At 67.8% G+C, this 26,598-nt stretch carries 25 protein-coding genes, 2 pseudogenes and 1 riboswitch; of the genes and pseudogenes, 17 read left to right on the top strand and 10 right to left on the bottom strand.

Annotated elements, in window-relative coordinates; translation table 11 throughout:
• Positions 1-9 precede the first annotated feature (9 nt).
• Genes folP through folK form a run of 3 tightly spaced genes read left to right on the top strand, consistent with a single transcriptional unit; the run spans position 10 to position 1,659 of the window.
• A complete protein-coding gene (gene folP / locus RPX00_RS10410) occupies positions 10-816 on the top strand; it encodes a dihydropteroate synthase (protein WP_406642850.1) in 807 nt (268 codons plus the stop codon).
• Complete coding sequence (gene folB, locus RPX00_RS10405) at positions 809-1,168, top strand: dihydroneopterin aldolase (protein ID WP_406639317.1); 360 nt, start codon at positions 809-811, stop codon at positions 1,166-1,168. Before folP ends, folB begins: the two co-directional genes overlap by 8 nt.
• Positions 1,165-1,659, top strand: coding sequence for a 2-amino-4-hydroxy-6-hydroxymethyldihydropteridine diphosphokinase (folK, locus tag RPX00_RS10400; protein ID WP_134728484.1), 495 nt, complete (start codon positions 1,165-1,167; stop codon positions 1,657-1,659). The genes folB and folK overlap by 4 nt, the downstream gene beginning before the upstream one ends.
• 32 nt (positions 1,660-1,691) lie before the next feature.
• On the opposite strand, the gene RPX00_RS10395 is transcribed toward folK, so the two are convergent.
• The gene (locus tag RPX00_RS10395; protein ID WP_406639316.1) at positions 1,692-2,630 is read right to left on the bottom strand and encodes a MerR family transcriptional regulator; all 939 of its coding nucleotides are present in this window, start codon (positions 2,628-2,630) and stop codon (positions 1,692-1,694) included.
• A 70-nt stretch (positions 2,631-2,700) separates the two neighbouring features.
• Here RPX00_RS10395 and RPX00_RS10390 point away from each other — a divergent pair, with 70 nt between their 5' ends.
• The 7 genes and pseudogenes from RPX00_RS10390 (at position 2,701) to RPX00_RS10360 (ending at position 10,130) form a co-directional block, all read left to right on the top strand.
• Positions 2,701-3,153 (top strand): DUF3180 domain-containing protein, encoded by a 453-nt coding sequence (locus RPX00_RS10390; protein ID WP_406639315.1) that lies wholly within the window; start codon positions 2,701-2,703, stop codon positions 3,151-3,153.
• Positions 3,154-3,222: 69 nt separating this feature from the next.
• A complete protein-coding gene (locus RPX00_RS10385) occupies positions 3,223-5,139 on the top strand; it encodes a DUF6779 domain-containing protein (RefSeq protein WP_406639314.1) in 1,917 nt (638 codons plus the stop codon).
• A gap of 494 nt (positions 5,140-5,633) precedes the next feature.
• Positions 5,634-6,739: pseudogene (locus RPX00_RS10380) on the top strand (PrsW family intramembrane metalloprotease).
• 247 nt (positions 6,740-6,986) lie between these two features.
• Positions 6,987-7,901: pseudogene (locus RPX00_RS10375) on the top strand (Rossmann-like and DUF2520 domain-containing protein); the annotation flags it as partial.
• Complete coding sequence (gene panC, locus RPX00_RS10370; RefSeq protein ID WP_406639313.1) at positions 7,898-8,806, top strand: pantoate--beta-alanine ligase; 909 nt, start codon at positions 7,898-7,900, stop codon at positions 8,804-8,806. The pseudogene RPX00_RS10375 and the gene panC, both read left to right, overlap by 4 nt.
• Positions 8,807-8,818: 12 nt before the next feature.
• A complete protein-coding gene (gene panD / locus RPX00_RS10365; protein ID WP_043827144.1) occupies positions 8,819-9,313 on the top strand; it encodes an aspartate 1-decarboxylase in 495 nt (164 codons plus the stop codon).
• Positions 9,314-9,356: 43 nt separating this feature from the next.
• Positions 9,357-10,130, top strand: coding sequence for a type III pantothenate kinase (locus tag RPX00_RS10360; RefSeq protein WP_406639312.1), 774 nt, complete (start codon positions 9,357-9,359; stop codon positions 10,128-10,130).
• Here RPX00_RS10360 and RPX00_RS10355 read toward each other — a convergent pair.
• Positions 10,127-10,861, bottom strand: coding sequence for an SDR family oxidoreductase (locus RPX00_RS10355; RefSeq protein WP_406639311.1), 735 nt, complete (start codon positions 10,859-10,861; stop codon positions 10,127-10,129). The genes RPX00_RS10360 and RPX00_RS10355 overlap by 4 nt on opposite strands.
• 88 nt (positions 10,862-10,949) lie before the next feature.
• Between RPX00_RS10355 and RPX00_RS10350 the strand changes: the two genes are divergently transcribed.
• Positions 10,950-11,804: a sigma-70 family RNA polymerase sigma factor gene (locus tag RPX00_RS10350; protein ID WP_406639310.1), complete on the top strand. Its 855-nt coding sequence runs from the start codon at positions 10,950-10,952 to the stop codon at positions 11,802-11,804.
• Positions 11,805-11,807: 3 nt separating this feature from the next.
• On the opposite strand, the gene RPX00_RS10345 is transcribed toward RPX00_RS10350, so the two are convergent.
• Both RPX00_RS10345 and RPX00_RS10340 read right to left on the bottom strand, forming a co-directional pair.
• Positions 11,808-12,122 carry a DMT family transporter gene (locus tag RPX00_RS10345; protein ID WP_406639309.1) on the bottom strand — a complete coding sequence of 105 codons (315 nt, stop codon included), beginning with the start codon at positions 12,120-12,122 and terminating at the stop codon, positions 11,808-11,810.
• A gap of 32 nt (positions 12,123-12,154) precedes the next feature.
• Positions 12,155-12,216, bottom strand: a riboswitch (guanidine-III (ykkC-III) riboswitch).
• Positions 12,217-12,265: 49 nt separating this feature from the next.
• Complete coding sequence (locus tag RPX00_RS10340; protein WP_406639308.1) at positions 12,266-13,030, bottom strand: class I SAM-dependent methyltransferase; 765 nt, start codon at positions 13,028-13,030, stop codon at positions 12,266-12,268.
• An 82-nt stretch (positions 13,031-13,112) separates the two neighbouring features.
• Between RPX00_RS10340 and lysS the strand changes: the two genes are divergently transcribed.
• Together lysS and RPX00_RS10330 are read left to right on the top strand one after the other, a co-directional pair.
• Entirely contained in the window at positions 13,113-14,621 is a 1,509-nt protein-coding gene (gene lysS, locus RPX00_RS10335; RefSeq protein ID WP_406639307.1) for a lysine--tRNA ligase, read from the top strand.
• Positions 14,622-14,784: 163 nt separating this feature from the next.
• A complete protein-coding gene (locus RPX00_RS10330; protein WP_020664267.1) occupies positions 14,785-15,138 on the top strand; it encodes an Lsr2 family protein in 354 nt (117 codons plus the stop codon).
• A gap of 131 nt (positions 15,139-15,269) precedes the next feature.
• On the opposite strand, the gene RPX00_RS10325 is transcribed toward RPX00_RS10330, so the two are convergent.
• The gene (locus RPX00_RS10325) at positions 15,270-16,097 is read right to left on the bottom strand and encodes a DUF6597 domain-containing transcriptional factor (RefSeq protein ID WP_406639306.1); all 828 of its coding nucleotides are present in this window, start codon (positions 16,095-16,097) and stop codon (positions 15,270-15,272) included.
• 66 nt (positions 16,098-16,163) lie between these two features.
• Between RPX00_RS10325 and RPX00_RS10320 the strand changes: the two genes are divergently transcribed.
• Positions 16,164-16,733 (top strand): TIGR03086 family metal-binding protein, encoded by a 570-nt coding sequence (locus RPX00_RS10320; protein ID WP_406639305.1) that lies wholly within the window; start codon positions 16,164-16,166, stop codon positions 16,731-16,733.
• Positions 16,734-16,751: 18 nt separating this feature from the next.
• Here the strand turns inward: RPX00_RS10320 and RPX00_RS10315 are convergent, their stop codons facing one another.
• Positions 16,752-17,567, bottom strand: coding sequence for a (2Fe-2S)-binding protein (locus tag RPX00_RS10315; RefSeq protein ID WP_406639304.1), 816 nt, complete (start codon positions 17,565-17,567; stop codon positions 16,752-16,754).
• A 379-nt stretch (positions 17,568-17,946) separates the two neighbouring features.
• On the opposite strand from RPX00_RS10315, the gene RPX00_RS10310 reads away from it, so the two are divergent.
• Together RPX00_RS10310 and RPX00_RS10305 are read left to right on the top strand one after the other, a co-directional pair.
• Complete coding sequence (locus tag RPX00_RS10310) at positions 17,947-20,496, top strand: ATP-dependent Clp protease ATP-binding subunit (RefSeq protein ID WP_406639303.1); 2,550 nt, start codon at positions 17,947-17,949, stop codon at positions 20,494-20,496.
• A 192-nt stretch (positions 20,497-20,688) separates the two neighbouring features.
• Positions 20,689-21,543 carry a hypothetical protein gene (locus RPX00_RS10305; RefSeq protein WP_406639302.1) on the top strand — a complete coding sequence of 285 codons (855 nt, stop codon included), beginning with the start codon at positions 20,689-20,691 and terminating at the stop codon, positions 21,541-21,543.
• A gap of 4 nt (positions 21,544-21,547) precedes the next feature.
• Here RPX00_RS10305 and RPX00_RS10300 read toward each other — a convergent pair whose 3' ends face one another.
• Entirely contained in the window at positions 21,548-22,138 is a 591-nt protein-coding gene (locus tag RPX00_RS10300) for a PIN domain-containing protein (RefSeq protein WP_406639301.1), read from the bottom strand.
• A 57-nt stretch (positions 22,139-22,195) separates the two neighbouring features.
• Positions 22,196-22,621 carry a helix-turn-helix domain-containing protein gene (locus RPX00_RS10295; protein WP_406639300.1) on the bottom strand — a complete coding sequence of 142 codons (426 nt, stop codon included), beginning with the start codon at positions 22,619-22,621 and terminating at the stop codon, positions 22,196-22,198.
• Between the two features lie 133 nt (positions 22,622-22,754).
• Here RPX00_RS10295 and RPX00_RS10290 point away from each other — a divergent pair, with 133 nt between their 5' ends.
• Entirely contained in the window at positions 22,755-24,458 is a 1,704-nt protein-coding gene (locus RPX00_RS10290) for an Hsp70 family protein (RefSeq protein ID WP_406639299.1), read from the top strand.
• Between the two features lie 4 nt (positions 24,459-24,462).
• Here the strand turns inward: RPX00_RS10290 and pcp are convergent, their stop codons facing one another.
• Positions 24,463-25,068, bottom strand: coding sequence for a pyroglutamyl-peptidase I (gene pcp / locus RPX00_RS10285; RefSeq protein WP_406639298.1), 606 nt, complete (start codon positions 25,066-25,068; stop codon positions 24,463-24,465).
• Entirely contained in the window at positions 25,065-26,507 is a 1,443-nt protein-coding gene (locus RPX00_RS10280) for a M1 family metallopeptidase (RefSeq protein ID WP_406639297.1), read from the bottom strand. The genes pcp and RPX00_RS10280 overlap by 4 nt, the downstream gene beginning before the upstream one ends.
• Positions 26,508-26,598 lie beyond the last annotated feature (91 nt).

Raw genomic sequence — 26,598 nt, 5'->3', positions numbered from 1 at the left:
TGCGCCGTGATGGGCGTGCTGAACGTGACTCCGGATTCGTTCTCCGACGGCGGCCGGTACCTCGATCTCGACCAGGCGCTGGACCACGCGCGCGAGATGTGGGAGCGCGGCGCGGACCTGATCGACGTCGGCGGCGAGTCGACGCGGCCGGGTGCGTCGCGGGTCGACGCGGAGACCGAGGCCGCGCGCGTGTTGCCGGTGATTCGGCAGCTGGCGTCCGAAGGCTTCGTGCTGTCCGTCGACACCACGCGGGCCGCGGTGGCGGAAGCAGCGGTGGAAGCCGGCGCGCAGGTGATCAACGACGTGTCCGGCGGGCTCGCCGATCCGGCGATGGGGCGGGTCGCGGCGGAAACCAAGGCGCCGTGGGTGTTGATGCACTGGCGCGGGCACAGCAAGGACATGAACGCGCTGGCGACGTATGACGACGTCGTCGCCGAGGTGCGCAGCGAACTGCTGGAGCGGGTCGACGAGGCGATCGCCGCCGGGGTTACGGAGAGCGAGATCGTGCTCGACCCCGGTCTCGGGTTCGCGAAGCACGCCGAGCACGACTGGGCTTTGCTGCACGGGCTGGAATCCTTTGTGGACTTGGGCTTCCCGGTTTTGGTTGGTGCTTCACGCAAACGGTTCCTCGGCAGGCTGCTGTCCGGAAAGGACGGAGTGCCGAGGCCGCCGGACGGCCGGGAGATCGCTACCGCGTCGATCTCGGCGCTGGCCGCGGCGGCTGGCGCGTGGGGTGTGCGGGTGCACGAGGTGGGGGCTTCACTGGACGCCGTGGCGGTGGCCGCGGCCTGGCAGCAGGGACGGGCCGATGGCTGATCGCATCACGCTCACCGGATTGCGCGTGTTCGGCCGACATGGCGTCTTCGACCACGAGAAGCGCGACGGGCAGGAATTCGGCATCGACATCGTCGCGTGGCTCGATCTCGGGCCCGCCGCGGCGTCGGACGACCTGACCAAGACGCTGCACTACGGCGAACTGGCCGAACTGGCGGCGGGGATCGTCGCCGGGGAGCCGTACGACCTGATCGAGAGCGTCGCCGGGAAGATCGCCGACGAGGTCATGCGCGACGACCGGCTGACCGCCGTCGAGGTCACCGTGCACAAGCCGTCCGCGCCGATTCCGCTGACGTTCGACGACGTCGCCGTCACCATCCGGCGGGAGCGATGAGCCGCGCGGTCCTGTCGCTGGGCTCCAACCTCGGCGACCGGCTCGGTTACCTGCGCAGCGCGGTCGACGCGGTGCGCCCGGCGCTCGTCGCGGTGTCCGGGGTGTACGAGACGAAAGCCTGGGGCGTCGAGGACCAGCCGGACTTCCTCAACGCGCTGTGCATCGTCGACGACCCGGCGCGCGACCACTGGGCGTGGCTGCGCGCCGGGCAGGCGGCCGAACAGGCGGCGGGCCGGGTGCGCGAACTGCGCTGGGGCCCGCGGACCCTGGATGTCGACATAGTGACAGTGCAGGGCGTGACGTCCGACGATCCGGAGCTGCTCCTGCCGCATCCCGGGACCCCGGACCGGGCGAGCGTGCTGATCCCGTGGCTCGAGATCGACCCGGACGCCGAGGTCCCCGGGCACGGCCGGGCCGCCGACCTGCTCGCCCGGCTGCCGGAAGCCGACCGGGCGGGCGTCGTCCTGCGGCCCGACCTCACCTTGTCGTGAGCGCTTAGGCCGGTTCTAACCGGCTGCACCACTCACGAGGCCCGCAGTGCCGCCAGCAGGAACTGCACCTCGTCCTGCCTGCTGGGGATGGCGGGCCAGCCGTTGATGGTCGCCAGCAGCTGCCAGTACCGCTCGGCGCGCGGATCCGCTCCGACGGCGATTCCGTCGGCCATCTTGTAACGGACCGCCGGGTCGGCCGGGTCCTGGCCGGGAAGGGCCGAGGCGGTCGCGATCGCGTCCGCCAGTGCCTTTCCGGCCGGGGAGCCCGGCGCGTGGCCCGCGTCGAGCGCGGACCGGGCGTCGGCCATCCAGGTCTCCCAGTTTTCCTGCTGAGCCTTCGACGGCCGCTCGTACTCGCCCGCTTCCCGCGTGGCCGAATGCTTCTCGCTCATCGTGCGGATGGACTGCCGGAATCCGGGGTCCTGCACGAGTTCGGCGAACTCGATCCAGGCCTCCAGCTGTTCCGGAGTCGGATCATCCGGAAGATCCGGTTTCGCCGACTGCATTCGCGCGTAGAACTCGGGATCGACATCGAGCCCTTCCATCATTTCGGCCCAGAACTCATCCACCAGACGGCGGCGTTCCTCATCCGGCATTTGGGCGATGCGATTCATCAGTTTCACTTCCTCCAGCTCGGAATCCCGTTTCAGCACCGCGCGCAATACCGCGCGGCGCAGCCGCAACCGCCGGATCTGCTCGTCGAGCGCGTCGACGTGGCTGGTCGCCAGGTCGCGCACCGTCGTTTCGCGCGCCAGGGCGCGGGAAACGTCGGGCAGGCCGATGCCCAGCTCGCGCAACGTCCGCACCAGCTCCAGCCGGGCGAGCGCGTGCGCGTCGTACAGCCGGTAGCCGGCACCGGTCCGCTGCGTGGGCGGCAGCAGGCCCTCGTCGGAGTAGAACCGGATGGTCTTCACCGGCAGCCCCGTTCGCCGGGAGAGTTCGCCGATCGTGAAGACCGTGGTGGCAGGCATGTCAGGCATCGTGGAGTCTCCAGTCGCTGGAGAGTCAAGCCTGCCAGAACGGGCTCGGTACGGTGGAGTCATGCACTTCACGCGGTCCCGGGACCTGGTCGTGGCCGCGGTCCTCGGCCTCGCCGTGGTCTACGTGCTGTTCCAAGCCGCTTACGGCGACCTGCCGCGGCTGCCGACGCTCGCCGGGGTGACCTTCGCGGTGCTCGCGATCGCCGAGGCGGGATTGGCGCTGTCGATCCGGTCGCGGATCAAGTCGGGCCGGGTGCACGGCGACGCGGTCGGGATCGCGCGGGCGGTCGCGCTGGCGAAGGCGTCTTCGCTGGCCGGGGCGGTACTCGGGGGCGGCTGGGTGGCCGCGTTCCTCTATGTTTTCCCGCGACGTGACGAACTCGTCGCCGCGGTCTCGGACAGCAAGTCGGCGGTCGTCGGGGCGGTGTCGTCGGCGCTGCTCGTAGCTGCCGGTTTGTGGCTCGAGCACTGCTGCCGGACGCCGCCGGAGGACCGTCGGGGAACGACCGGTTAACGCTTCGATGGCACCGCTCGAAGTACCGACTAGGTCTCATTCGGATCACCGGAAGGTACGGTGTCAGGCATGACTGGCGTGGGTGACGACTCGCACGGCCGCCGCCCTGGTAGGCCGTGGCTTGTCGTCGGATTGCTCCTCGCTGTCGGCGCCACTGTCGTTTTGGTGCTCAGCGACGACCTCCGGTACCTCCGGCTCGGCATCGTCGCGGCGCTCTGGGCGGCTTTGATCGGTGCCTTCCTGGCTGTTCGCGCCCGCAAGAACGCGGCGCACAGCGAGGACGCGGCCGCCGAGGCGCAGGCGGTGTACGAACTGGAGCTGGAACGCGAGATCGCGGCCCGGCGGGAGTACGAACTCGAACTCGAGACGGAAACGCGCGAGGCCGCGCAGGCACAGTCACGCGAGGAATTGGATGCGCTGCGTGCCGAAGTGGCTGCGCTGCGCGAAAGTCTGCAATCTCTGTTCGGCGGCGAGGTGCTGCTCGAACGCGTCGCGCTCACCGCGCAGGCCACCCGGATGCGGGCGTTGAACGACGAGCAGCGGCTCGTTTCCGCCGGTACCGAAACGAAGAACGGCAATGGCAAGAAGCCGGCCCAGTTGCTGGCTCCGAAGAAACCGGTGGTCGACGTTCCGGAGCGGCCGACCGAATTCATGGACCGGGTGGTGGACGCCACGCCCGCCGAACGCCGCCGGGCACCGGTGAACGGTACTAATGGCGCGGCGAAGTCCCATGGCGCCAACGGGACTTCCGGAACGAACGGGTCGATCAGCGCTGGATTGAACGGTTCCGGCCCGAACGGCGATCGGTCGACCCAGCTGCGCACCCAGCAGATGCCGCGGCTCAAGCCGAAGCGTCCGGAACCGCCCGCTGAGCCGGAGCCGTTCGAGGACGAGGTCGAGCCGGAGACTCCCGCTCGGGGCGGTCGCGATCCTCGCGCCAGCCTGGCGGACGCGTTCGTGCCCCGTGGCGGGCGGGACGCGGGTCCGCCCGAGGGGCGGGCCAGTGTGGCGGATGCCTTCGCTGGGCCGCGTGCTTCGGAACCGAATGCTGAGCGGCCTGCTCGCGGTGGTGCGCCGGAGCCTGAGCGTCGGTCGGCGGGTGAGTCTGGTTCGCACGTCATTCCGGAGCCGTTTGAGCAGGAGAATGGTGAGCGTGCGCCGCGTAATGTGACTGAGCCGTTGCCTCGTGCGCGGGAGAATCGGGCTGCTGCGCCGGAATCGCGGGGGCGGGCTGAGGACGCGTTCGGGCCGGGTAAGCCGCGGGCGGCTCGGCCGAAGAACGACGTGCCGGAGCCGCCTCGTCGGCCTGCTCCTGATGCGCAGCCGACTCGGACGGTTCCGCCGGTGAGCAAGCCAGAGCCCTCGGTGCCGCCTGCGCCGTCGGTACCGCCGGTGCAATCGGTGCCGTCGGTGAAGGAGGAGCGGCCGGTGCCTCGGTTGGCTGCCCGGCCTGCGCCGAAGCGGGCTGAGGAGCGGCCGGAGCCGGTTGAGCAGACTGCGGTTTCGCGGCCTGCGGAACCGGCTCGGCATGCTGAGCCTTCGGTGGTGGAGAAGGAAGCTTCGGCGGAGCCGGCTACTCGTGCGCCGTCTCGGTTGGAGCAGTTCTCTCGGTCTGATTTGTCGCCGTTGGCCGCGGATACGCCTACTGGGCGGCATGGTGCGCCGGGGGCGGACAAGCCGAATTTGCCGGAGGCTGTTCGGGCGGCTGGGAGTGGGACTGGCGGGCGTCGGCGGCGGCCTGATGATGAGCCTGCTCCGGTGCCGTCGTCTGGGGGGCGTCGGCGGCGGCCGGATGGGGAGCCGCCTGCTTGGGAGACTCCGGAGGATGGGGTTGAGGAAGAGTCGTCGGCGCATGGGCGGCGGTCTGCGGAGCGTGGGGGCGGTTCGGCTGGGAGCCATGCGGCTGGGCGGTCGGTGACGGAATTGCTTGCGGCTAATGGGAAAACTGAGGGGACTCCTCGGCGGAGGCGTCGGGCGGAGGATTGATCGGCGGCTCGTCGCCTGGGGGCGACATTGCGCCTCGTTTGGCGTGGGGCACCCCGAAGCCTGATTGTGATGACGGTCTGGGGGTGTTTGTCAAGGCGGGAAAGATGCCTTGACAAACACCCCCAGACCGCATTGTGGCTTCGTATCGGGGTGCGGGGGTGGGGTGGGTGCCTCGATGGGTGGGTGCATCGGTGGCTGTTTCGGGGTCGTGAAGGACTCCTTGAGGGAGTCTAAGTATGTGAAGGGGTCCTTCACGGACAGCCAGGGCCGAAGGGGTGTGAGGGGAACCCTGGGGGAATCTGGGGCTGTGAAGGTGGCCCTCACGGACGTTGCGCGGGGGAAGTGGTCACAGGGTGTCCCGCATAGGGCTGAACACCCTACGTCCAACCGGCATCCCCAGCAGGGCCTGCGTAGGGTGACGGCTCGTGAACGGCACCATTCCCGCCACGCCGCCGGGTTCTGCGTCCACTCCATCTCGCTCGCGGCACATCACCGTGCTCCTTCCGGTGCTCGGGCTGATCGTCGTGGCGTTGTGCGGGCTTTTCTCTTCGGGCTCGCTACGGCACGCGTGGGGTGGCTGGCGGTCGCGATTGGGGTGGTCGCGGCGCTGGTGCCGGTCGGGGTGGTGGTCGCGGGGCTGCTGTGGGTCGATCGGTGGGAGCCTGAGCCGGCGAAGCTGCTCTTGATCGCTTTTGCTTGGGGCGCTTGCATTGCCACCGTCACCGCGCTGCTCATCAACACCGGGGCGGAAGCGTTCGGCGACCTGCTTCTGGGTGGCGGCAACGGGAGCAAGGTCAGTGCGCTCGTCTCCGCGCCGCTGGTCGAGGAGGCCGCGAAGGGCGTCTTCGTGCTGTTGATCTTCTGGCGGCGCAACGAGGAGTTCGACGGGATTGTCGACGGCGTCGTCTACGCGGGGTTCGCGGCTGCCGGGTTTGCCTTTACCGAGAACATCTATTACTTCGGTCGCGCGTTCGCTGAGCACGGCTTCGGCAACGGTGCCAACTCCGGTGTACTGGCTGCTTTCCTCGTGCGTGGCGTGCTTTCGCCGTTCACGCATCCGCTGTTCACGGCCATGACCGGCATCGGGTTCGGCATCGCCGCTCGTTACGCGCAGCGGTGGGTCCGGATTGTCGCGCCGCTGGCCGGGTATCTCGTCGGAGTCCTGCTGCACGCGCTCTGGAACGCGGCGGCCACGCTCAACGGCGGAAAGTCCTTCCTCACGCTGTATTTCCTGGTGATTCTGCCGCTGCTGATCGCGGCGATCTACGTGATCGTGTTGCAGCGGCGCAGAGAACAGCGGATCGTCGCCGCCGCGTTGCCGAAGATGGCGGCCGCGCGGTGGATCGCGCCGTCGGAGGTCGATTTGCTCGCCAGTCTGTCCGGGCGGCGGGAGTGGCGTAAGCAGGCGCGCAAGCAATCCGGGCGGGCCGCAGCTCGTGCCGTGGGCCGATATCAGGCAAGCGTGACGGAACTCGCATTCCTGCGTCGTACTCGGCTGCGCACTGAGCAGGACCGGAAGCGGCAGGAAGAGTTGTTGCAGGCACTGCGGGATGCCCGTGCCGATGCGGTGCGATTGGCGAACAATCGCGACAGTCGGTGAACATTCCCCGTCCGGGGTAGCTCTACCGTGCCAAAAGTGGCGTTCCACCGGGGGATTCGCGTTGACGACGGCCCGCTCCGGGCGAACGCCAATAGGGTACGGGCGCGAGTGGACGCCCTGGGTGAAGCTGGTCACCCAGGTGCCGCGATCCGCCCGGGTCGGGGCTACTCTCGCGCCGTCGTCTGGTACCCGCGACGAAAGAGCGGGACTGGAACGAACATGAGGAGTTTCGAGCCATGAGCGTCCACAGGCGCACGCCATGAACCGGCCGGCCCGCCTTGCCGTGGGCGTCGTTTCCGCTGGCCGCGTGGGCAGTGTCCTCGGTGCGGCATTGGCCAGGGCTGGCCACACGGTCGTCGCCGCGTCCGGGCTGTCCGCCGCTTCGCTGAACCGCGCGGAACGGCTGCTGCCGGGGGTCCCCTTGCTGCCGCCCGACGAGGTCGTGCGCAGAGCCGATCTGGTGCTGCTCGCGTTGCCGGACGACGCGCTGGCCGGCACCGTCCGTGGTCTGGTCGCTACGAATTCCGTACGGGCTGGCCAGATTGTGGTGCACACCTCGGGTGCGCACGGCATCGACGTGCTGGCCCCGGTCGCGGAAGCCGGCGCGCTGCCGCTCGCGCTGCACCCGGTGCTCACCTTCACCGGACGCGAGGAAGACCTGGAACGCCTTGTCGCGGCGAGCATCGGCGTCACCGCGGCACCGGACGACGACGCGGCGTGGAACGTCGGCGAGGCGCTCGCGGTGGAGATGGGCGCCGAGCCGGTGCGGGTGCCCGAATCCGCGCGGGCGCTCTATCACGCGGCGCTGGCGCACGGCGCGAATCACCTGATGACGCTGGTCGCCGACTGCACCGAAACCCTGCGCGACGCTGGAATCGGGCATCCGGAACGACTCGTCGCACCGCTGCTTTCGGCGGCATTGGACAATGTCTTGCGCCACGGGGACCGCGCCCTCACCGGACCGGTCCCGCGTGGTGATCTCGGCACCGTCCGCAAGCACCTCGACGTGCTCACGGACCGGGCGCCGCAGATCGCCCCGGCCTACCGGGCGCTGGCCCGGCGCACGGCCGAACGGTCCCGTGCCGCCGGCCTGCTCGATCCCGCGGCCGCGGGCGAACTGACCGACCTTCTCGCCGACCCCGCCGAAGGACAGACCCCGTGACGACACCGAAATTCCAGCGCGGAACGCTCAACACGTTCCAGCCGCCCGAGCACATCAGCAAGGTGAGCCAGGCGCTGCGCAGCGTCGGGCGGAAGGTCGCGCTCGTGCCGACCATGGGCGCGCTGCACGACGGGCACCGTGAGCTGCTGCGCCGCGCGAAGCGGCTGCCGAACACCGTGGTCGTCGCGTCGATTTTCGTGAACCCGTTGCAGTTCGGCGAGGGCGAGGACTTCGAGGCGTACCCGCGCCAGCTCGAAGCCGACTTGGCGACTTTGTCCGAAGCGGGCGTCGAACTGGCCTTCACGCCGAAGGCTTCGGACCTGTACGCGGACAACGCGATGGTCACCGTGAACCCCGGCCCGCTCGGCGACGAGCTGGAAGGAGCCGTCCGGCCCGGGCATTTCTCCGGAGTGCTCACGGTCGTCGCGAAGCTGTTCAACCTGCTGCGCCCGGATTACGCGTTCTTCGGGGAGAAGGACTACCAGCAGCTGGTGCTGATCAAGCGCATGGTGGCGGACCTGAACATCGGCACCCGCGTCATCGGGGTGCCGACGGTCCGGGAACGGGATGGCCTCGCGCTGTCCTCGCGCAACGTCTACCTGACGCCGGAACAACGGGAAGACGCTGTGGTGCTTTCGGCCGCGTTGTCGGCTGGGGCACACGTCGGGCGGGACGGGGCGGCGGCCGTGCTGGAGATGGCGCGGAAGACGCTCGCGGCCCGTCCCCAGGTGGAAGTGGATTACCTGGAATTGCGGGGAACCGATCTGGGGCCGGCGCCCGTCGATGGAGAGGCGCGGTTGCTGGTCGCCGCCCGGGTGGGGAGTACCCGGCTGATCGACAACGCGGGAGTGCTGCTCGGAAAAGCCGTGGAACATCCGAGCGCGGATCCGGACGCAGGGGAATAGGGAGAGTCCACAATGTATCGAACGATGCTGAAGTCGAAGATCCACCGGGCCACGGTGACCCAGGCCGACCTGCACTACGTGGGCTCGGTCACGGTCGACGAGGACCTCATGGAGGCCGCCGATCTGCTCGAGGGCGAGCAGGTGTCCATTGTGGATGTCACGAACGGCGCGCGGCTGGAGACCTACGTCATCACCGGGGAGCGCGGCAGCGGCGTGCTCGGCATCAACGGAGCCGCCGCGCATCTGGTGCACCCCGGCGACCTGGTGATCCTGATCGCCTACGGCCAGATGGACGACGCGGAGGCGCGTGCTTACCGTCCGCGAGTGATCTTTGTGGACGATTACAACCGGATCGTCGAGCGCGGGGACGACCCGGCGCACGCACCCGACGGTTCGGGTCTGCTGAGCGGCACGGTCACGCTGCCCGAAGAGGACACGATGACCTTCCCGGTGGCCGAAACCGCGGACGCGCGTCGTCTCGACGCGTTGCTGCACGCCGAAAACTGACCTGTCCGCGGCGGCGGTCCGAGCCGCAGTAAGGAAGACCTCGTTGCTGCTCACTGTCGACGTCGGCAACACCAACATCGTGCTCGGCCTCTACCAGGGCGCCGAGCTGGTCGGTGACTGGCGGATGCGCACCGACGCGCGGATGACCGCGGACGAACTCGCCCTCACCGTGCGCGGCCTGCTCGGTCCGCACGCCGACGCGGTCACCGGAATCAGCGCGCTGTCCACGGTTCCCGCGGTGCTGCGGGAATTGCGCGTGATGCTCAGCCGCTATTACGCGCGGGTGCCGAAGGTCGTGGTCGAACCCGGCGTGCGCACCGGGGTCGCGCTGCTGGTGGACAATCCGAAGGAAGTCGGCGCGGACCGGCTGGTGAACACCCTTGCCGCGCACCATTTGCACGCCACCGCGTGTGTGGTCGTCGATTTCGGAACGTCTACAAATGTCGACGCGATCTCCGCCCGGGGTGAATTCCTCGGCGGGGCCTTCGCCCCGGGCATTGAGATCTCGGTGGACGCGCTCGCCGCCCGAGCAGCCGCGTTGCGCAAGGTGGAACTCGTCCCGCCGCGTTCGGTGATCGGCAAGAACACCGTGGAATGCCTGCAATCCGGCATTCTCTACGGTTTCGCCGGCCAGGTCGACGGCCTGGTCCGGCGGATTGTGCGCGAATTGCAGGCCGACAGCGCGGATCCGGTCACGGTGATCGCCACCGGCGGACTCGCCCCGTTGGTACTGGGCGAATCCGAGACGATCAAGGAACACGTCCCGGATCTCACGCTGCTCGGGCTGCGGCTGGTGTACGAGCGGAATGTGCGTTAGCCGAACTGCTCGGCGAGGTAATCCTCGAAAGTGCGGACGCCGGTGTCCGCGTCGAGGTTGAGGTTGCCGCCGGTGCGGTAGACCTTTCCGGCCGAGCCGGGAATGCGCATCGGCATTTTCAGCCGTCGCCGCCCGCTGGCCCGCAGATACTGATCGACTAGCTCGCCCATGCCGTACACCTTGGGCCCGGCCAGATCTCGCACTCGCCCGGCCGGAGCGCCGAGCGCCAACTGCGCGATCCGCGTCGCCACTTCGCGAGCGTCGACCGGCTGGAAATGGATCGCGGGGACTGGCACGATCGGCAGTTTCGCCGCTGCTTGCACGGCATTGAGGCAGAAGCCGTGGAACTGGGCCGCGCGCAGGATGGTCGACGGCACCTCCGCCGCGGCGACGAGTTTTTCGGCTTTGTGCTTGCGGCGGAAATAGCCCAGCGGCACCGCGTCCGCGGCGATCACCGAAATGAAAACCAGGTGGCCGACTCCGGCGCGTTCCGCCGCGCGGACGAGATTCGCGGTCGCCACGTCGTCGCCTTTCGGACCGCCCGCCAGGTGCACGACCACGTCGGCGCCATCCACGGCGGGGGCCAGTCCTTCGCCGGTCATCAGGTCGCAGGCGAACCGGTCGGGGCCGTTCGCGTTCCGGCTCAGAACACGCACCTTGGCGTCGCCGAGCGCGGGAACGACCAGCTTGCCGAGGGTTCCGGTGCCGCCGGTGACCAAGATCGTCGTCATGGCAATTCCTTCCGGGTAAAGTGCCGCGGGGTCGGGCACTGGGGGTGTCCTACTGGGGATGAACCCGCCCGCGAAGGAGATGTGACAGGTGGATGCTCGCGTGCTGCTCGCGGCCCAATTCGAGGAACAGCGTCCGCGGCTTCGCGGGGTCGCTTACCGGATGCTCGGCTCGCTCGCGGAGGCCGATGACGCGGTGCAGGAAGCCTGGCTGCGCGTCGACAGCGCGGATGTTTCCGCTGTGCAGAATTTGCCCGCCTGGCTCACCACAGTGGTGGCGCGGGTGTGCCTGAACCTGTTGCGCACGCGCGAACGCCGCCGCGAGGACTCGCTGGACGCATTCCCGCTCGACCGCGGCGACGACGGTGCGGATCTCGCCGAAGAAGCCGAGCTGGCCGATTCCGTCGGTCTGGCGATGCTGGTCGTGCTCGACGTCCTCGGCCCGGCCGAGCGGATCGCGTTCGTGCTGCACGACCTGTTCGCGGTGCCGTTCGAGGACATCGCGCAGATCCTCGACCGCAGCCCGGCGGCGGTCCGGCAGCTGGCCAGCCGGGCCCGTCGCCGAGTGCGCGGCGGCGAAGCCGGTCCGGCCGACGCGAGCCGGCGGCGCGGGGCGGTCGAGGCTTATCTGGCGGCTGCCCGGGAAGGCGACTTCGCGGGATTGTTGAAAGTGCTCGATCCCGACGTCGTGCTGCATTCGGACACCGGCGCGGCGCCGGTGGTGCTACGCGGCGTCCGAGCGGTCAGCAAGGGCGCATTGCTCGCTTCGGAAGTCGCACGCAGTACGCAGGTCGCGTTGGTCGACGGTGTTCCCGGCCTGGTGCTCGCCCCGCGCGGCCGGCTGGCCGTGGTGCTGACCTTCGTATTCGACGGCGACCGGATTACCGGGATCGACGTGATTTCCGCGCCGGAACGGCTCCGCGCGCTGGAGATCTCGCTCGCGTGAAGATCAGTGGAACAATTTCAGTCCGACGACCCCGGCGACAATCAGCACGAGACAGGTGATCCGGCTGATGGTGAGCGGATCGTTCATCGCGACGATCCCGTACACAGCGGTCCCCACCGCACCGATGCCGACCCACACCGCGTATCCGGTGCCGAGCGGAATTTCGCGCAATGCGTACGCGAGACCGGACATGCTGAGCAGCAGCGCGCCGCCGAACAGCACGCTCGGCCAGAGTTTGCTGAAGCCTTTCGACGCACCGAGGGCCGCGGCCCACACGGTTTCGAGAAATCCGGAAACGACAAGAACGAGCCAGGACATGATCAAGAACCTTTCGCAGTGACGGATAGTCCACTGCGCCGTCTTGTCGTGACCGGGTACGACGCGCTCGTCCGGGGCGGATCGCCGCCACTTCCGAAATTAGCACCGTCCGGCCGCGGCGAGGTGGTGATTTCGGTCGCCACTCAGCTCCGGCGAGCGCGCAGAACCGTCGTGACCAGGGGATAGTCGAATTCGCCTGTTCCAGTCTGCGGAACAGATTCCAGGTACGCGCGGGCTTGCGCGAGCAGTCGGTCGCGGTCTTCGGCGGAAGCGACGAGCAGATGCGAATGCGTGGCCACGGTCGCCAGCAGGGATTCGATAGTGCGCCGGTGCGTGTGGCTGAACTTCTCCTGCTCGAATCGGCCGAAGCCGTCCGCCCGCAGCGGCCGGTCCGGATCGGCGAACCCCCGGCTGACTCCGGTGCGGATCAGCCGGGAGAACTCGAGCACCCACGGGACCGATTCGTCGTCGTGGTTCCACAGCGCCACTACTGTCCCGCCCGGCCGCAGCACCCGATGGATCTCGGCGAACGCCGCTTCTAAATCGAACCAGTGCAGAGCCTGTCCGACGAAAACCGCGTCCGCTGATTCATCCGGCAGCGGGATGTCCTCGGCCTTGCCGGTCAGCGCGGGAACGTCCGGGAGCAGCCGGGACAGTTCGGCGAGCATGTCCGCGTCCGGCTCCACCGCGGTCACCGATCGGCCCAGATCGGTCAGCCCCTCGGTCAATTTTCCGGTGCCCGCGGCGAGGTCGAGCACGTCGCGTACCGGTCGGTTTGCTCCGGCCATACCCCATTCGAGTGCCGTGCGGGGATAGTCCGGGCGGTGCCGGGCATAGGTGCCTGCCTGGTCGCCGAAGGAAGAAGCCCGGCGGGCGTGCAGTTCCGCGTCAGTGCCGTGATCGCTCACGAGTAACCACCCTAATACCGTGAGTGCCTCGTAAGGGGAATCCGGTTGACGCGGTTCACCAGCGGCTTCGTACTCTATGGCCATGACCGAATTCCCCGCGTCCGACGCACTGCCCGATGACGACCTGCCCGAACAGATGCGGGTGCGCCGGGACAAGCGCGACCGGATAATCGCGGAGGGCGCCGATCCTTACCCGGTAGAGGTTCCGCGTACGCACAGTCTCGCGCAGATCCGTGCCGAACATTCCGGTCTCGAAGCCGACACCAGCACCGGTCAGTCGGTGGGCGTCACCGGTCGCGTCATGTTTCTCCGCAATACGGGCAAACTGTGTTTCGCCACTCTTCGTGAGGGAGACGGCACGGAACTGCAGGCGATGCTGAGTCTCGCGCAGGTCGGCGCCGAGTCGCTCGCCTCGTGGAAGTCCACAGTCGATCTTGGCGACCACGTATTCGTGCACGGCGAGGTCATCACCTCCAAGCGCGGCGAGCTTTCCGTGCTGGCCGACAGCTGGCAGATCGCGGCGAAGGCGCTGCGCCCGCTGCCGGTGGCGTTCAAGGAGCTGGCCGAGGAAACGCGAATCCGGCAGCGTTATGTCGATCTGATTATGCGGCCGCGGGCTCGCGACGTGGTGCGCACGCGCTCGGGCGTGATGCGTTCGCTGCGGGAGTCGTTCCACCGCCGGGGATTCACCGAGGTCGAGACGCCGATGCTGCAGACGCTGCACGGCGGCGCCGCCGCCCGGCCGTTCATCACGCATTCGAATGCCTTCGACCTCGAGCTGTTCCTGCGCATCGCGCCGGAGCTGTACCTCAAGCGCTGCGTGGTCGGCGGGATCGAGAAGGTTTTCGAGATCAACCGGAACTTCCGCAACGAGGGCAGCGACTCCTCGCACTCGCCGGAGTTCGCGATGCTCGAGTACTACGAGGCGTACGCCACTTACGACACGAATGCCGTGATGACCCGCGAACTCATCCAGGAGGCCGCGGAGAACGTGCTCGGCACCCAGGTCGTCACTCTCGCCGACGGAACCGAGTACGACCTTTCCGGCGAATGGACGACACTCGGCATGTACGAGTCGCTGTCGGAAGCGCTCGGCGAGGAAGTGACGCCGGATACTCCGGCCGAAGCACTGCACAAGATCGCCGCGGCGCGCGAGATCGAGGTGGATCCCAAGCTAGCGCACGGCAAACTGGTCGAAGAACTGTGGGAACATCTCGTCGGCGACGGACTGCACGCCCCCACATTTGTCCGGGATTTCCCGCTGGAGACCTCTCCGCTCACCCGGCAGCACCGCAGCCGGGAGGGCGTGGCCGAGAAGTGGGACCTGTACGTGCGCGGTTTCGAACTCGCCACCGGATACTCCGAGCTGGTGGATCCGGTCGTGGAACGGCAGCGGCTCACCGAACAAGCCCGGCTCGCCGCCGCGGGCGATAGCGAGGCGATGCGTCTCGACGAGGATTTCCTGCGTGCGCTCGAGTACGGAATGCCGCCGAGCGGCGGGGTCGGAATGGGGATCGACCGGCTGCTCATGGCACTGACCGGGCTCGGTATCCGGGAGACGATCCTCTTCCCGCTCGTACGCCCCGAATAGGGTGCCGCTCGTCGCTCCGCTCGAGTTTTCCTCAATGCGGATTTGCCTACGGCGGAGCGAGCGGGTATTAATATGGGTGTCAAAGACTTCTGTAGCTCGGGGCTTGCCCCGAAACCAGATCATGTAGCCAGATCATTCGGGTAAGCCCCGCAGGAGGAATCAGATGGCACAGAAGGTGCTGGTCTCTCTGGTCGACGACCTCGACGGCAGTGAGGCGGAAGAGACCGTTGAGTTCGGTTTGGACGGTGTGAGCTACCAGATCGACCTGTCGGGCGAAAACGCCGAGGAGTTGCGGGACGCGCTGGCGCAGTACGTCGAGCACGCTCGTCGCGCCGGCGGCCGCAAGCGCGCGCCGCTGCGTCCGGTCGCCGGCGGCAAGGCCCCGGCCCGCCCGGCCGCGGTCGACCGCGAGCAGAACCAGGCGATTCGCGCGTGGGCCCGCAAGAACGGTTTCCAGGTTTCCGACCGCGGGCGCATCCCGTCGGAGGTCGTCGAGGCTTACCACAAGAAGAACTGACCCGGGCATTTCCGGGCTCGCGGATGCGGTCCTCCGGTTAGCGAACCGGGAGAACGCACCGCGCCAGGTCTTCGCGGACCGCATGTCAAACGGCCGTCGGGAACATTCCCGGCGGCCGTTTGGCGTTCGTATTAGATTCCAGTCTTTGCGCCGTCCGGAGTGCACGACATCAGCCGGCGAGCCGAGCGGGCGTACTCCGCGGGCGGGGCTCCGGTCACTGCGCGGAAATCGCGGATGAAGTGAGGTTGGTCGCTATAGCCCAGCCGGGTCGCCAGTTCCGCGTAATCCGGCGCGTCCGGTGCGCCGAGTAACCGGGCGGCCTCGTTGAGCCGATAAATCCGGATCGCCCACTTCGGCGTTGTCCCGACGTGCTCGGCGAACAACCGCTGCACCGCCCGGATCGACAGCCCGAGTGCCGCCGCCAGTTCCGCCACCTTGGTGATGCCGGGATCCGCGGCGATTGTTTCCACCGCCTCCGCGGCCACCCTGCTCGCGTGCGGAATGGGACGAGCACGTGCGATCAGCAAGTTGTCGATTGCAGTGATCATTTCCTCGTCCGTTTCCGCATTGCGGACGGATTTTTCGGCGACCGCGGCGGCCGGCCCGAAGATCTTGGTTACGTCCTCGGCGCGATCGGCGAGGGTGCGCACCGGGGCGTCGAGGAACGGGCGAAAACAGCCGGGCCGGATCCTGGCCCCGATCCCGTGCACGCGTCCGCTGAGCCGATGCGTGAAAAGTTCGTGCGCTGGACCGTAAACCCCGCAGGCGCCCGGGAAGAACGTCACGTGCACCGACAGATTCGGCAGCACGTGCTGTTCGTGGGATTCGGTGAGGTTCCAGCGGAGCACCCAGTGGTGTTCCACGAAATCGCGCAGTTCCGGGGCGGGCGGATGCCGGGTCAGCGTGAACTTGGTGCGCGCCACCGGCTCGTTCAGGATGCCGCTCGGGATCCGCCGCATGTCCGAAACGGTACTGCGTCGCGTAATTTCAAGACGGCGGCCGCCTTCCGTGGTTGGCTCGGGCGCATGTCGAATCACTCCGGACTGCTCGCCCCGGCCGCCGCCGAACTGCGGCGCGTCGCGGCCGCCGCCCCGTCGTTAACCGCGCCGACCGCCTGTGCCGACTACGACGTTCGCGGTCTCCTCAATCACCTTTTGTACTGGGGCCCATGGCTCGCTGCCGCAATTCGGCAGGAGTCCTACGAACCGCCCGCGCCGAGCGAAGCCGAGGCCTCGCTTGTCGGCGACGACTGGCCGAAGGCGCTTGAGGAATTGACCGACGATGTGGTCGCCGCGCTCACCCCGCCAGAGGCGTGGACCGGAACCGTCACTTTCGGCGGATCGGAACTGCCCGCCTCGGTCGTCGGGGACATGGTGCTCGGCGAATTGGTCGTGCACGCCTGGGACCTGACGCGGGCGAGCGGCGTCGAGCTGAACTGCTCGGACGAAGCCGCCGAAGTGGTTCTCGCCTTCGCGGCCGGGATGGGCGAGCAGGCCCGCGCCGGCGGTGTCTTCGGCCCGGAGGTCGCGGTGCCGGAAACCGCGCCGGTGCTGCATCGGGCGCTGGGCGCGACGGGCCGCGATCCGTACGCCTGAAATTTCACTCGATGGAGATCAACGGCGGCAGATTCGCGGACAGCTTTCGCACTCCGCTTCGCCGGGCAGGAGATAGGAGAAGCAACAGCTCTCCCGACGTCGCTCCCAAACCCGGTGGCCGTCGTCGTTGACCGTCATGCGCAAGGTGGACGCCGAGGTCAGTGGGCGGTACTGCGCGTCGAGGACCAATGCCGCGTCCGCGACGCCAGCGCCTTCGGCCTCGGCCGTCCCGCCTTGCTTGCCCACTCGCCACAGCGCGCCGTCCAGCGCGTCGGTGGCGGCTGCCCAGAGCATGCGGCGGCCGAGGCGGGTGGTTGGGGCGTACGCGCGGACGAAGCGGGCAGCGTGGCCGACGAACTGCGCGCGCAGCACTGCGGCCAGCGCTCGCTCGTCGGCCACGACGGTCGCCTCAGGGCGGACGCTGCCCGGGTCGGTGGGCAGGCAGTAGAAGGCGTCGCTGAGCACGGCCATGCCCTCGGGATGCGGCCGATCGGGGCCAAGGCCGAACGCGAGCTGCTCCGGCTTCAGGCACGGCACTCGGCGCTCGTGATGCAGCAGCAGCGCGCCCATGTACGCGGGGACGTACAGGTACCAGGACATCACGTAGCTGGCCGCGGTCCGCTCCGGCGCCACGCCGTGCTGCTGGACTAGCCATTCGGTCAGCCGGGACCGCCATTCGACGAACAGCGCGGGCCGTTCCAGCAGGTCAGCGCAGCGAAGCCAGTCCTCGGGGACGTCGCGGCGCAGGTCGTACCGGGTGCTGGCGCGCAGCAGGGAGGACGCGAGACCGTCGCCGATCTCGCGGGTGTCGTCGCGCGAGCGCTGCGGGTTCACCGGTCCACCCCCTGTCCTCCCCACTCGCCGTCGTAATTAGGCGTGCCTAACCTTACATACGGAGCGCGATTGCGCCAATCGGGTGGCCACAGGGTGAGACCACCCGGTCGCGCGGGGGTGTTCGCGCTGAGCGGACAGGGGTGCCCGGGCGGAATCCTGATCCGGTCCCGTACGTTCGAGAGGGAGTAAAGGTGCAGCGCAACCGGATGATGAACGGTGACCGACCGGGTCGCCGTCCGGGTGCGAACGGGCCGCCCGGTTGCCGTAGTGGTACGCAAGCGCGACCGCTTGGCTACTAGAGTGGTCTCACGGTGCTGTCCGCCGTGGACGCGATCCACGGAGGTTACGGGCCGCCGACGCAGCAGTCGAGGGAGTGCGCATGTTTGAGAGGTTCACCGACCGCGCGAGGCGGGTGGTCGTCCTGGCCCAGGAAGAGGCCCGGATGCTCAACCACAACTACATCGGCACCGAGCACATCCTTTTGGGGTTGATCCACGAGGGTGAGGGTGTCGCCGCCAAGGCGCTGGAGTCGCTGGGCATCGCCCTCGAGGGCGTGCGCCAGCAGGTCGAGGAGATCATCGGCCAGGGTCAGCAGGCTCCGAGCGGGCACATCCCGTTCACGCCGCGGGCGAAGAAGGTGCTGGAGCTGTCGCTGCGGGAGGCGCTGCAGCTGGGCCACAACTACATCGGCACGGAGCACATCCTGCTGGGCCTGATCCGCGAGGGCGAGGGCGTGGCCGCGCAGGTGCTGGTGAAGCTGGGCGCGGACCTGAACCGCGTGCGCCAGCAGGTGCTGCAGCTGCTGTCGGGCTACCAGACCGGCGAGAAGTCCACCGAGAGCGGCTCCGGCCGCGGCGAGGGCACGCCGTCGTCGTCGCTGGTGCTCGACCAGTTCGGCCGCAACATGACCGTGCTCGCCCGCGAGGGCAAGCTGGACCCGGTGATCGGGCGCGGCAAGGAGATCGAGCGGGTCATGCAGGTGCTGTCGCGCCGGACGAAGAACAACCCGGTGCTGATCGGCGAGCCGGGCGTCGGCAAGACCGCCGTCGTCGAGGGGCTGGCGCAGAGCATCGTGAAGGGCGAGGTGCCCGAGACGCTCAAGGACAAGCAGCTCTACACCCTCGACCTCGGCTCCCTGGTCGCCGGGTCGCGCTACCGCGGCGATTTCGAAGAGCGCTTGAAGAAGGTGCTCAAGGAGATCAAGACCCGCGGGGACATCATCCTGTTCATCGACGAGCTGCACACGCTGGTCGGGGCGGGCGCGGCGGAGGGCGCGATCGACGCGGCGTCGATCCTGAAGCCGATGCTGGCCCGCGGGGAGCTGCAGACGATCGGCGCGACGACGCTGGAGGAGTACCGCAAGTACATCGAGAAGGACGCGGCTTTGGAGCGGCGGTTCCAGCCGATCCAGGTGGGCGAGCCGTCGCTGGAGCACACGATCGAGATCCTCAAGGGCCTGCGGGACCGGTACGAGGCGCACCACCGGGTCTCGATCACCGATTCGGCGCTGGTCGCGGCCGCGACGCTGGCGGATCGCTACATCAACGACCGGTTCCTGCCGGACAAGGCGATCGATTTGATCGACGAGGCCGGGGCGCGGATGCGGATCCGCCGGATGACCGCGCCGCCGGACCTGCGCGAGTTCGACGAGAAGATCGCCGACGTGCGCCGGGACAAGGAGTCCGCGATCGACGCGCAGGACTTCGAGCGGGCCGCGCGGCTGCGCGACGAGGAGAAGCAGCTGCTGGGCCAGAAGGGCGAGCGGGAGAAGCAGTGGAAGGACGGCGACCTCGACGTCGTCGCCGAGGTCGACGACGAGCAGATCGCGGAGGTGCTGGCGAACTGGACCGGCATCCCGGTGTTCAAGCTGACCGAGGAGGAGACCACCCGGCTGCTGCGCATGGAGGACGAACTCCACAAGCGCATCATCGGCCAGGAGGACGCGGTCAAGGCCGTCTCCCAGGCGATCCGCCGCACGCGCGCCGGGCTGAAGGACCCGAAGCGCCCGTCCGGGTCGTTCATCTTCGCCGGCCCCTCCGGTGTGGGTAAGACGGAGCTGTCGAAGGCGCTGGCGTCGTTCCTGTTCGGCGAGGACGACGCGCTGATCCAGATCGACATGGGCGAGTTCCACGACCGCTACACCGCCTCCCGGCTGTTCGGGGCGCCTCCGGGCTATGTCGGCTACGAGGAGGGCGGGCAGCTGACCGAGAAGGTGCGGCGCAAGCCGTTCTCGGTGGTGCTGTTCGACGAGATCGAGAAGGCGCACCAGGAGATCTACAACACCCTCCTGCAGGTGCTCGAGGACGGCCGGCTGACCGACGGGCAGGGCCGGACGGTCGATTTCAAGAACACGGTGCTGATCTTCACCTCGAACCTGGGGACCTCGGACATCTCGAAGTCCGTGAGCCTGGGCTTCTCGTCGGGAGCGGATTCGACGAACCGCTACGAGAAGATGAAGCAGAAGGTCAACGAGGAAATGAAGAAGCATTTCCGCCCGGAGTTCCTGAACCGGATCGACGACATCATCGTGTTCCACCAGCTCAACCAGGAACAGATCATCGAGATGGTGGATTTGATGATCGGCCGGGTCGAGACGCAGCTCAAGGCCAAGGACATGGAGATCGAGCTGACCGAGAAGGCGAAGGCGCTGCTGGCCAAGCGCGGCTTCGACCCGGTCCTCGGCGCCCGTCCGCTGCGCCGCACGATCCAGCGCGAGATCGAGGACCAGCTCTCGGAGAAGATCCTGTTCGGCGAGGTCGAAGCCGGCCAGATCATCGTGGTCGACGTCGAAGGCTGGAGCGGCAACCCCGAGGACCGCGACGACGAGGCGCACTTCACCTTCCGTGGGGAGAAGCGTCCGTCTTCGGTTCCCGACGCTCCGCCGGTGAGCATCGGAGCCGCCGAAAACGGCGAGTCCGAGAACGAGTGATCTAACGGCGAAAAGGGCGGCTCCCCACGCGGGGGCCGCCCTTTTCTCTATTGTCGGAGTATGGGGTCTTCTAGGGTTTCGCGGCACACCGCGGCGAGCACGGCGCTTTCCCTGCTGAGCGACCGTCAGCTCACCGAGCGGCTGGAGTCCGCCGAGGTGCTGTCCCAGGGAATCGGCGGCACCGGTGCCCGCTTGGACGTCGACGGGGTTCCGGTATTCGCGAAGCGCGTGCCCCTCACCGAGTTGGAGCGGCGGCATCCGCATTCGACCGCGAATCTGTATGGCCTGCCTGCCTTTTGCCATTACGGCCTTGGTTCGCCGGAGGGTTCGGCGTGGCGTGAGCTGGCGCTCCATGTGATGGCGAACGGCTGGGTGCTCAGCGGCGAGTGTGAGAACTTCCCGCTGCTGCACCATTGGCGAATCCTGCCGGTCCCGTCGGGTCGAGAGCCGGACCGTCCGCTGGAGGAGGACGTCGAGTACTGGGGCGGTTCAGCCGCGGTCCGCCAGCGTCTCACGGAACTACGGGACGCGTCGGCGAGTGTGGTGCTGTTTTGCGAGTACTTTCCGACCAATCTGCACCGGTGGCTGCCTGATCATTTGGAACAGGCAGGACGTGTCGCGTCGGAGATCGCCTCAACGCTCGATTTCCTTCGGGCACAAGGGGTTCTGCACTTCGACAACCACTTCGAGAACTTCTTGACCGATGGCGATCGGTTTGTATTGACCGATTTCGGCCTGGCATTCGCGCGCCGGTTCGATCTGACTGAGGCGGAGTTGGCGTTCGCCGAGCTGAATGCGGAGCATGACCGGGCTTATGGGTCGATGTATTTGGTGAACTGGCTGGTGACCGAGGTATGCGGGACGTGGGACCGCGACAGCCGAATAGCCGCGGTACGACGGGCGGCTGCTGGGGAGCTGGAGTTGCCCTCGCCGATCGCGGAACTGGTGGCACGGCATGCTGCGGTGGCGGTGGAGATGAACGACTTCCGTACGCGGCTGTTGGAGGATCGGGAGACACCTTTTCCGGCGGCGGCTTTCGCTGGGTAGGCGGCTACTGATCGAGGGCGATCTCGCGGCAGCGTTCGGTGATTCGTTCGGCGAAGGCAGGGCAGTCGGATTTCCTCAGCGCGCCAGCGAAATCCAAGTGGGCGCGGCCGAGACTGGAGAAGTGGTGGATTTGCCTGCGCAGTGTCGCGCGGATCAGGCTCGGCGACGAATCGTCCACGAGCAAGAGGAATTCATCCGGGGTGTAGATCTCGTAATCGAGCGTGTCCCGTACTGCTGTCGGGAGGTCGGTGAACCCGCGATCGAAGCTGACGACGCAATCCATTGATCCGGCGACTGCGGCCGCGTGGATGTGCCGGTCGAACGGATCGGTCAGCACGACAGCGTCCTGCGCGGACGGGTAGTCGTCGATTCGGCCGTCCATTGTCCCGGCGATCGCGTCGCGGATCTTGGTGATCTCGGTTCCGGTAAGTCCGGGATTGCGCCTGCGGATGCTCTGGATGGTCTCGGCAAGAATGTCTTCGGTGTAGAAGACGCGGAACATGCTCGCGTTTCCCGTGTCCTTGAGCAGAAGCAGCCAGTCTCGGAGTGTTCTGGCATGCAGAACATTGGCATCGGGAAGCACGCGAGTGGGCATCGCACAACCATACGAGGGCGGAAAGTCCGCGCCGTCGCCCCTCCTGTTCGATTCTGACTATTCGATGCCGAGTTCGTCTTCGATCGCGAGCAATGCGTTCAGTGCGTCTCGTTGCTTGCGCAGCCGTTCCCGGCGGAAGGCGAGGACGTCGTCCCGGCGGAGTTTGGTGTGGCTGCCGGTTCGGGTGCTCGGCAGGTCGCCCGCGCGGACGTGCTTCATCAGCGTGGTCCTGGAGATTCCGAGCAGCTCCGCGGCCACTGTCGTGGTGATGACCTCCGGCATCGCGCCGACGGTCACCGTTCCTCCTTCGGCGATGATGGCGATGATCTGGCGGAGCAGTTCGCGGATCTCGCCGCCCAGTTCGACGCCGTCGAGAGTGACGTGGCCGTCTGCTTCGGCGATCAGTTCCGCGGCGGCGTGAGCTTCCTGCTGTGCTCGCGGTGTTGCGAACAGCGACTCTCGTGCGGTGGTGGTCTGCGTCATGGTCTCTCCGCTTCACAGCTGGTGGCTTGCTTAAGTGTGCCTTGGTGGCACTTGAGTTGGCAAGTCAGTTTCACTTATATCTGTCACCCACTCCCGTGAGACGATGCGATGGGGCCTTGGGGAGGGGAACTGCGTGGACGTCCTGTCGATCGACTTCGGTACTTCCAGCACGGTTGGCGTCTTGGCGGCCTTTGGGCGGGGACCTCGGGCGATTGAGGTTGACGGGTCGGTCACCATGTCTTCCGCGGTGTACGCGGAGGACGACGGGCGGCTCGTTGTCGGGCAGGATGCGGAGCGGCGGGCTCGGCTCGATCCCAGTCGGTTCGAGCCGAATCCCAAGCGGCGGATTGACGACGGGGAACTGCTGCTCGGGGATCGGACGGTGCCGGTCGTCGACGCGTTCGCCGCGGTGTTGCGGCGGATGGGCGAGGAGGCGGAGCGGCAGCTGTCCGGCGTTCCCGGGGAGGTGCGGTTGTCGCATCCGGCTGGGTGGGGTGCGCAGCGGCAGCAGACGCTCCGGGCGGCGGCGGGGAAGGCCGGGTTCGGGCAGGTGCGGCTGATCCCGGAGCCGGTCGCGGCGGCCGCGCATTACGCGACTCTGCGCGAGCGCGGGGCGCCTAGCGGGCCGATCGCGGTTTACGACCTCGGGGCGGGCACGTTTGACTGTGCGGTGGTCGGGGCCGGGACTCAGGTGTTGGCTGAGGACGGGTTGCCGGATCTCGGCAGTTTGGACATTGACCAGGCCTTGTTGGTCCATATTGGACGGTCGGTGTCGCATGCGGATCCGGCGCAGTGGCAGCGGCTTCTGCGTCCGCAGACGACCAGTGATCGACGGTTGCAGCGGGTCTTGCTTCAGGACGTCCGCGACGCCAAGGAGAGTCTTTCCCGGCACGCGCACACCGAGGTGCCGATGCCGGATCCGTTCGGCGACGTTCTCGTGACTCGCGCCGAGTTGGAAGCGTTGGTGCGGCCGAATCTGCTGCGCAGTGCCGAAATGCTCGCGGCGACGATCGCTCGGGCCGGGCTTACGCCGGATCGGCTTGGCGGGGTGTATCTGGTTGGTGGGCCTAGCCGGATGCCGTTGCTGGCGTCGCTGGTGGGCTCGACGCTTGGTGTGGTGCCGACTACTGAAGACCAGCCGGAGACGGCGGTCGCGTTCGGGTTGCATCACGTGCCGGTTGCGCCAAAGGCGGTACCGCCCTGGCCGCCGGTTCAGCGGCCGCCTGCCCCGATGTCGCCAGCGGTATGGCCGCAGCCGCCTAGGAAGAAGTCTCGTAAGCCGGTCGTCATTGGCGCGATCGCACTGGCCGTGCTGGTCGTCGCTGGGATCGTGATCGCCGTGGTGGCCAGCCGGGGCGAGGAAAAGAGCCCGCCGGTAGCGAGCCAGGACGCTTGTGTCGGCTCGAAACCGGCGCTGCCCGGCGAAAACGGTCTCACCAAGTGCATCCGACGGCTGGCCGGGCCGACCATTCAGACCCGCGCTACCTGTTCGGACGATCCAGAGCTAGCGAAAGCCCTAGGCGCACAACGAACCGCGCTGTGCCGGTTCCCGGACAAGACCACTGTCGCGTTCCACGAGGGGCTCACTCTCGCCCAGGTCGAGCCGGGGGCGCGCAAAGACATGACCGGTCGCGTCGAGACCGACACCTGGCGCACCCGGACCGGGCTGAGCGGGCGTTACGTCGCGGGGGTCGGGCCGAAGCTGGGGCTGCTGATCTACCAGGCCGACGGCATCCCGGTGGTCGGCACGGTGATGGACACCAGCCCGTCGCACACGAGCCGCAAGCCGCGGGATTTGGTCCAGTTCTTCGAGCAGACCGTCCAGCCTGGCGAATAAAAGCTCAGTGCAGGGTGCCGGCCGAGGTGGTCACGTCCTCGTGCACGGTCAGGGCGGTCTCCACCACGATCTCCAGCGCCCGCGCGGTCGACTCGAGCGGCAGCCGGGACTCCTCCGGCACGTGCACGAAACCGCCGCGCAGCCCGGGAAACTCCGTGGCGATCAGGTGCAGCAGGCCGTAGAAGACCTGATTGCAGACATACGTCCCGGCGGTGTACGAAACGGCAGCGGGCAGCCCGGCCGCCTCTATCGCCGCCACCGTCGCTTTCACCGGTAGCGTCGTGAAGTACGCGGACGGCCCGCCCGGAACCACCGGTACGTCGACCGGCTGCGCGCCGGCGTTGTCTGGGATCCGGGCGTCGATCAGGTTGATCGCGACCCGTTCCGGCGTGACCTGGTCGCGTCCGCCGGCCAGCCCGGCGCACACGACCAGCTCCGGACGGTGTGCGGAAATCGCGGCCCGCAGCGCCGGCAGCGACGCGTCGAACTCGCACGGCAGCTCTACCGCCACCGTGTCCGTCCGCCGCGCCGCTGCCAGCGAAGCTGCCTGCCAGGAGGGGTTCGTCGCCGCGCCATCGAACGGCGCGAACCCCGTCAGCAGCACCGTCATCCGGCGGCCGGCTTCAGGTCGCCCGGGTAAAGGAACTCATCAGACGGCTTGCCGTTGCCGTAGATCCACGCGTCGAAGAAGCCCTGCAGGTCCATATTGGACACCTTCTCACAGTACTGCTGGAACTCCTGCATGCTGGCGTTTCCGTCGTGGTGCACGGAGTTCCAGGTCTTCAGCACCTGGTCGAACGCGGCCTGTCCCATGTACTTGCTGAGCGCGTGCAGCATGACCGGGCCCTTGGAGTACACGTAGGTGAACTCGTGGCCGGGCCCCATGTCGTACAGCTTGCCCGCCCAGAACTGGTCACTGGCTTGCGCGACCTCGTTGAGGTAGGTGGCGTCGAGGTCCTCGCCGTTCTTCTGCGCCCACAGCCAGGTCGCGTAGGACGCGAAGCATTCGTTGAGGCACACGTCCTTCCAGTGGTCGACAGCGACCGTGTCGCCCCACCACTGGTGTGCGTTCTCGTGCACGATCGTGTCGATGTTGCCCGCGCGGCCGGAGTAGATCGGCCGGCTCATCGTCTCGAGCGAGAACCCGATCGGCTCAGTCAGGTAGATGCCGCCCGCGGCGTCCACCGGGTACTTGCCGAACTTCGATTCGAGGAAGTCGATGACCTCCGGCAGTTGCGCGTCGGCCTGCTTCGTGGCGTCCGTGGTGCCCGGGGCGTATGCGCTGACGATCGGGGTGCCGTCCGCGCGCTGACGCTTGTTGAAGCTCCACTTGTCGATCGCGACCGTGGTCATGTACGGCGCGGTCGGGGTCTCCTCCGCCCACACGTGCGTGGTGCCGGTCCGCGACCGGTACTTCCCGACCTCGCGGCCGTTGGCGATGACGCCCCATTCGTTCGGGACGGTGATCGACAGCCGGAACTTGGCCTTGTTGCGCGGGGTGTCGTTGACCGGGTACCAGGTGGTGGCCGACTTGGGCTCGCCGGCCGCGAACGCGCCGCCGGATTTGGTGAACTGCCAGCCGTTCTTGCCGAGGTTCGGGTCGTTGATCGCGACCGGGACGCCGTGGTAGGCGACCTCGGTGGTGAACGGCAGGTCCTTCCACAGCGGCGACTTGGGCGTGATCACGAGTTCGTGGTCGCCGGTGCGGGCGAACTTCGCGGGCACGCCGTTGACCTTGACCGAGTCGACGGTGAGTCCGCGCAGGTCGAGGTCGAACGAGCTGAGCGACTGGGTCGCCTTCGCGTGGACCGTCTGGAGGCCGATGAGCTGGCGGGTGTTCGGTGTGTAATTGACCTTGAGGTCATAGTCGGAGACCTCGTACCCGCCGTTGCCGTCCTGGGGGTAGTAGCTGTCTCCGGCGCCGTCCGAACCGGGCTTCGGCTGGTCCCAGCCGTTCTGTCCGGCCGACGCGATTCCCGTGCCGAGCGTCAATGCGGTGAGGGTGGCTGCGACGGTCACTGCCGGGCGACGCCAGCGGTGCAGTGTCATGGGCGCTCCTGTGTCTGCGGGTGAATCCTCCGCAACGTAGCGCCGGGAAGCCGCGCAGTAACCGGTACGCGGCAGAATGTCCCGAAAGTCC

Source organism: Amycolatopsis sp. WGS_07 (assembly GCF_045278895.1).
GTDB lineage: Bacteria > Actinomycetota > Actinomycetes > Mycobacteriales > Pseudonocardiaceae > Amycolatopsis.
Note: the sequence above shows the minus strand (reverse complement) of the source record. Positions and strands in the feature narration are given on the sequence as shown.

Bases quoted from the DNA above. Each gene is read 5' to 3' on its own strand.
- pcp (WP_406639298.1), bottom strand. From the start codon at position 25,068: ATGACGGTGCTGCTGACGGGGTTCGCGCCGTTCGATGGCGCGGCGACG.
- RPX00_RS10320 (WP_406639305.1), top strand. From the start codon at position 16,164: ATGTCGAATCACTCCGGACTGCTCGCCCCGGCCGCCGCCGAACTGCGG.
- RPX00_RS10295 (WP_406639300.1), bottom strand. From the start codon at position 22,621: ATGACGCAGACCACCACCGCACGAGAGTCGCTGTTCGCAACACCGCGA.
- RPX00_RS10385 (WP_406639314.1), top strand. From the start codon at position 3,223: ATGACTGGCGTGGGTGACGACTCGCACGGCCGCCGCCCTGGTAGGCCG.
- RPX00_RS10390 (WP_406639315.1), top strand. From the start codon at position 2,701: ATGCACTTCACGCGGTCCCGGGACCTGGTCGTGGCCGCGGTCCTCGGC.
- RPX00_RS10325 (WP_406639306.1), bottom strand. From the start codon at position 16,097: ATGCGGCGGATCCCGAGCGGCATCCTGAACGAGCCGGTGGCGCGCACC.
- RPX00_RS10300 (WP_406639301.1), bottom strand. From the start codon at position 22,138: ATGCCCACTCGCGTGCTTCCCGATGCCAATGTTCTGCATGCCAGAACA.
- lysS (WP_406639307.1), top strand. From the start codon at position 13,113: ATGACCGAATTCCCCGCGTCCGACGCACTGCCCGATGACGACCTGCCC.
- RPX00_RS10395 (WP_406639316.1), bottom strand. From the start codon at position 2,630: ATGCCTGCCACCACGGTCTTCACGATCGGCGAACTCTCCCGGCGAACG.
- folK (WP_134728484.1), top strand. From the start codon at position 1,165: ATGAGCCGCGCGGTCCTGTCGCTGGGCTCCAACCTCGGCGACCGGCTC.
- RPX00_RS10345 (WP_406639309.1), bottom strand. From the start codon at position 12,122: ATGTCCTGGCTCGTTCTTGTCGTTTCCGGATTTCTCGAAACCGTGTGG.
- folB (WP_406639317.1), top strand. From the start codon at position 809: ATGGCTGATCGCATCACGCTCACCGGATTGCGCGTGTTCGGCCGACAT.
- RPX00_RS10330 (WP_020664267.1), top strand. From the start codon at position 14,785: ATGGCACAGAAGGTGCTGGTCTCTCTGGTCGACGACCTCGACGGCAGT.
- RPX00_RS10355 (WP_406639311.1), bottom strand. From the start codon at position 10,861: ATGACGACGATCTTGGTCACCGGCGGCACCGGAACCCTCGGCAAGCTG.
- folP (WP_406642850.1), top strand. From the start codon at position 10: ATGGGCGTGCTGAACGTGACTCCGGATTCGTTCTCCGACGGCGGCCGG.
- panD (WP_043827144.1), top strand. From the start codon at position 8,819: ATGTATCGAACGATGCTGAAGTCGAAGATCCACCGGGCCACGGTGACC.
- RPX00_RS10310 (WP_406639303.1), top strand. From the start codon at position 17,947: ATGTTTGAGAGGTTCACCGACCGCGCGAGGCGGGTGGTCGTCCTGGCC.
- RPX00_RS10280 (WP_406639297.1), bottom strand. From the start codon at position 26,507: ATGACACTGCACCGCTGGCGTCGCCCGGCAGTGACCGTCGCAGCCACC.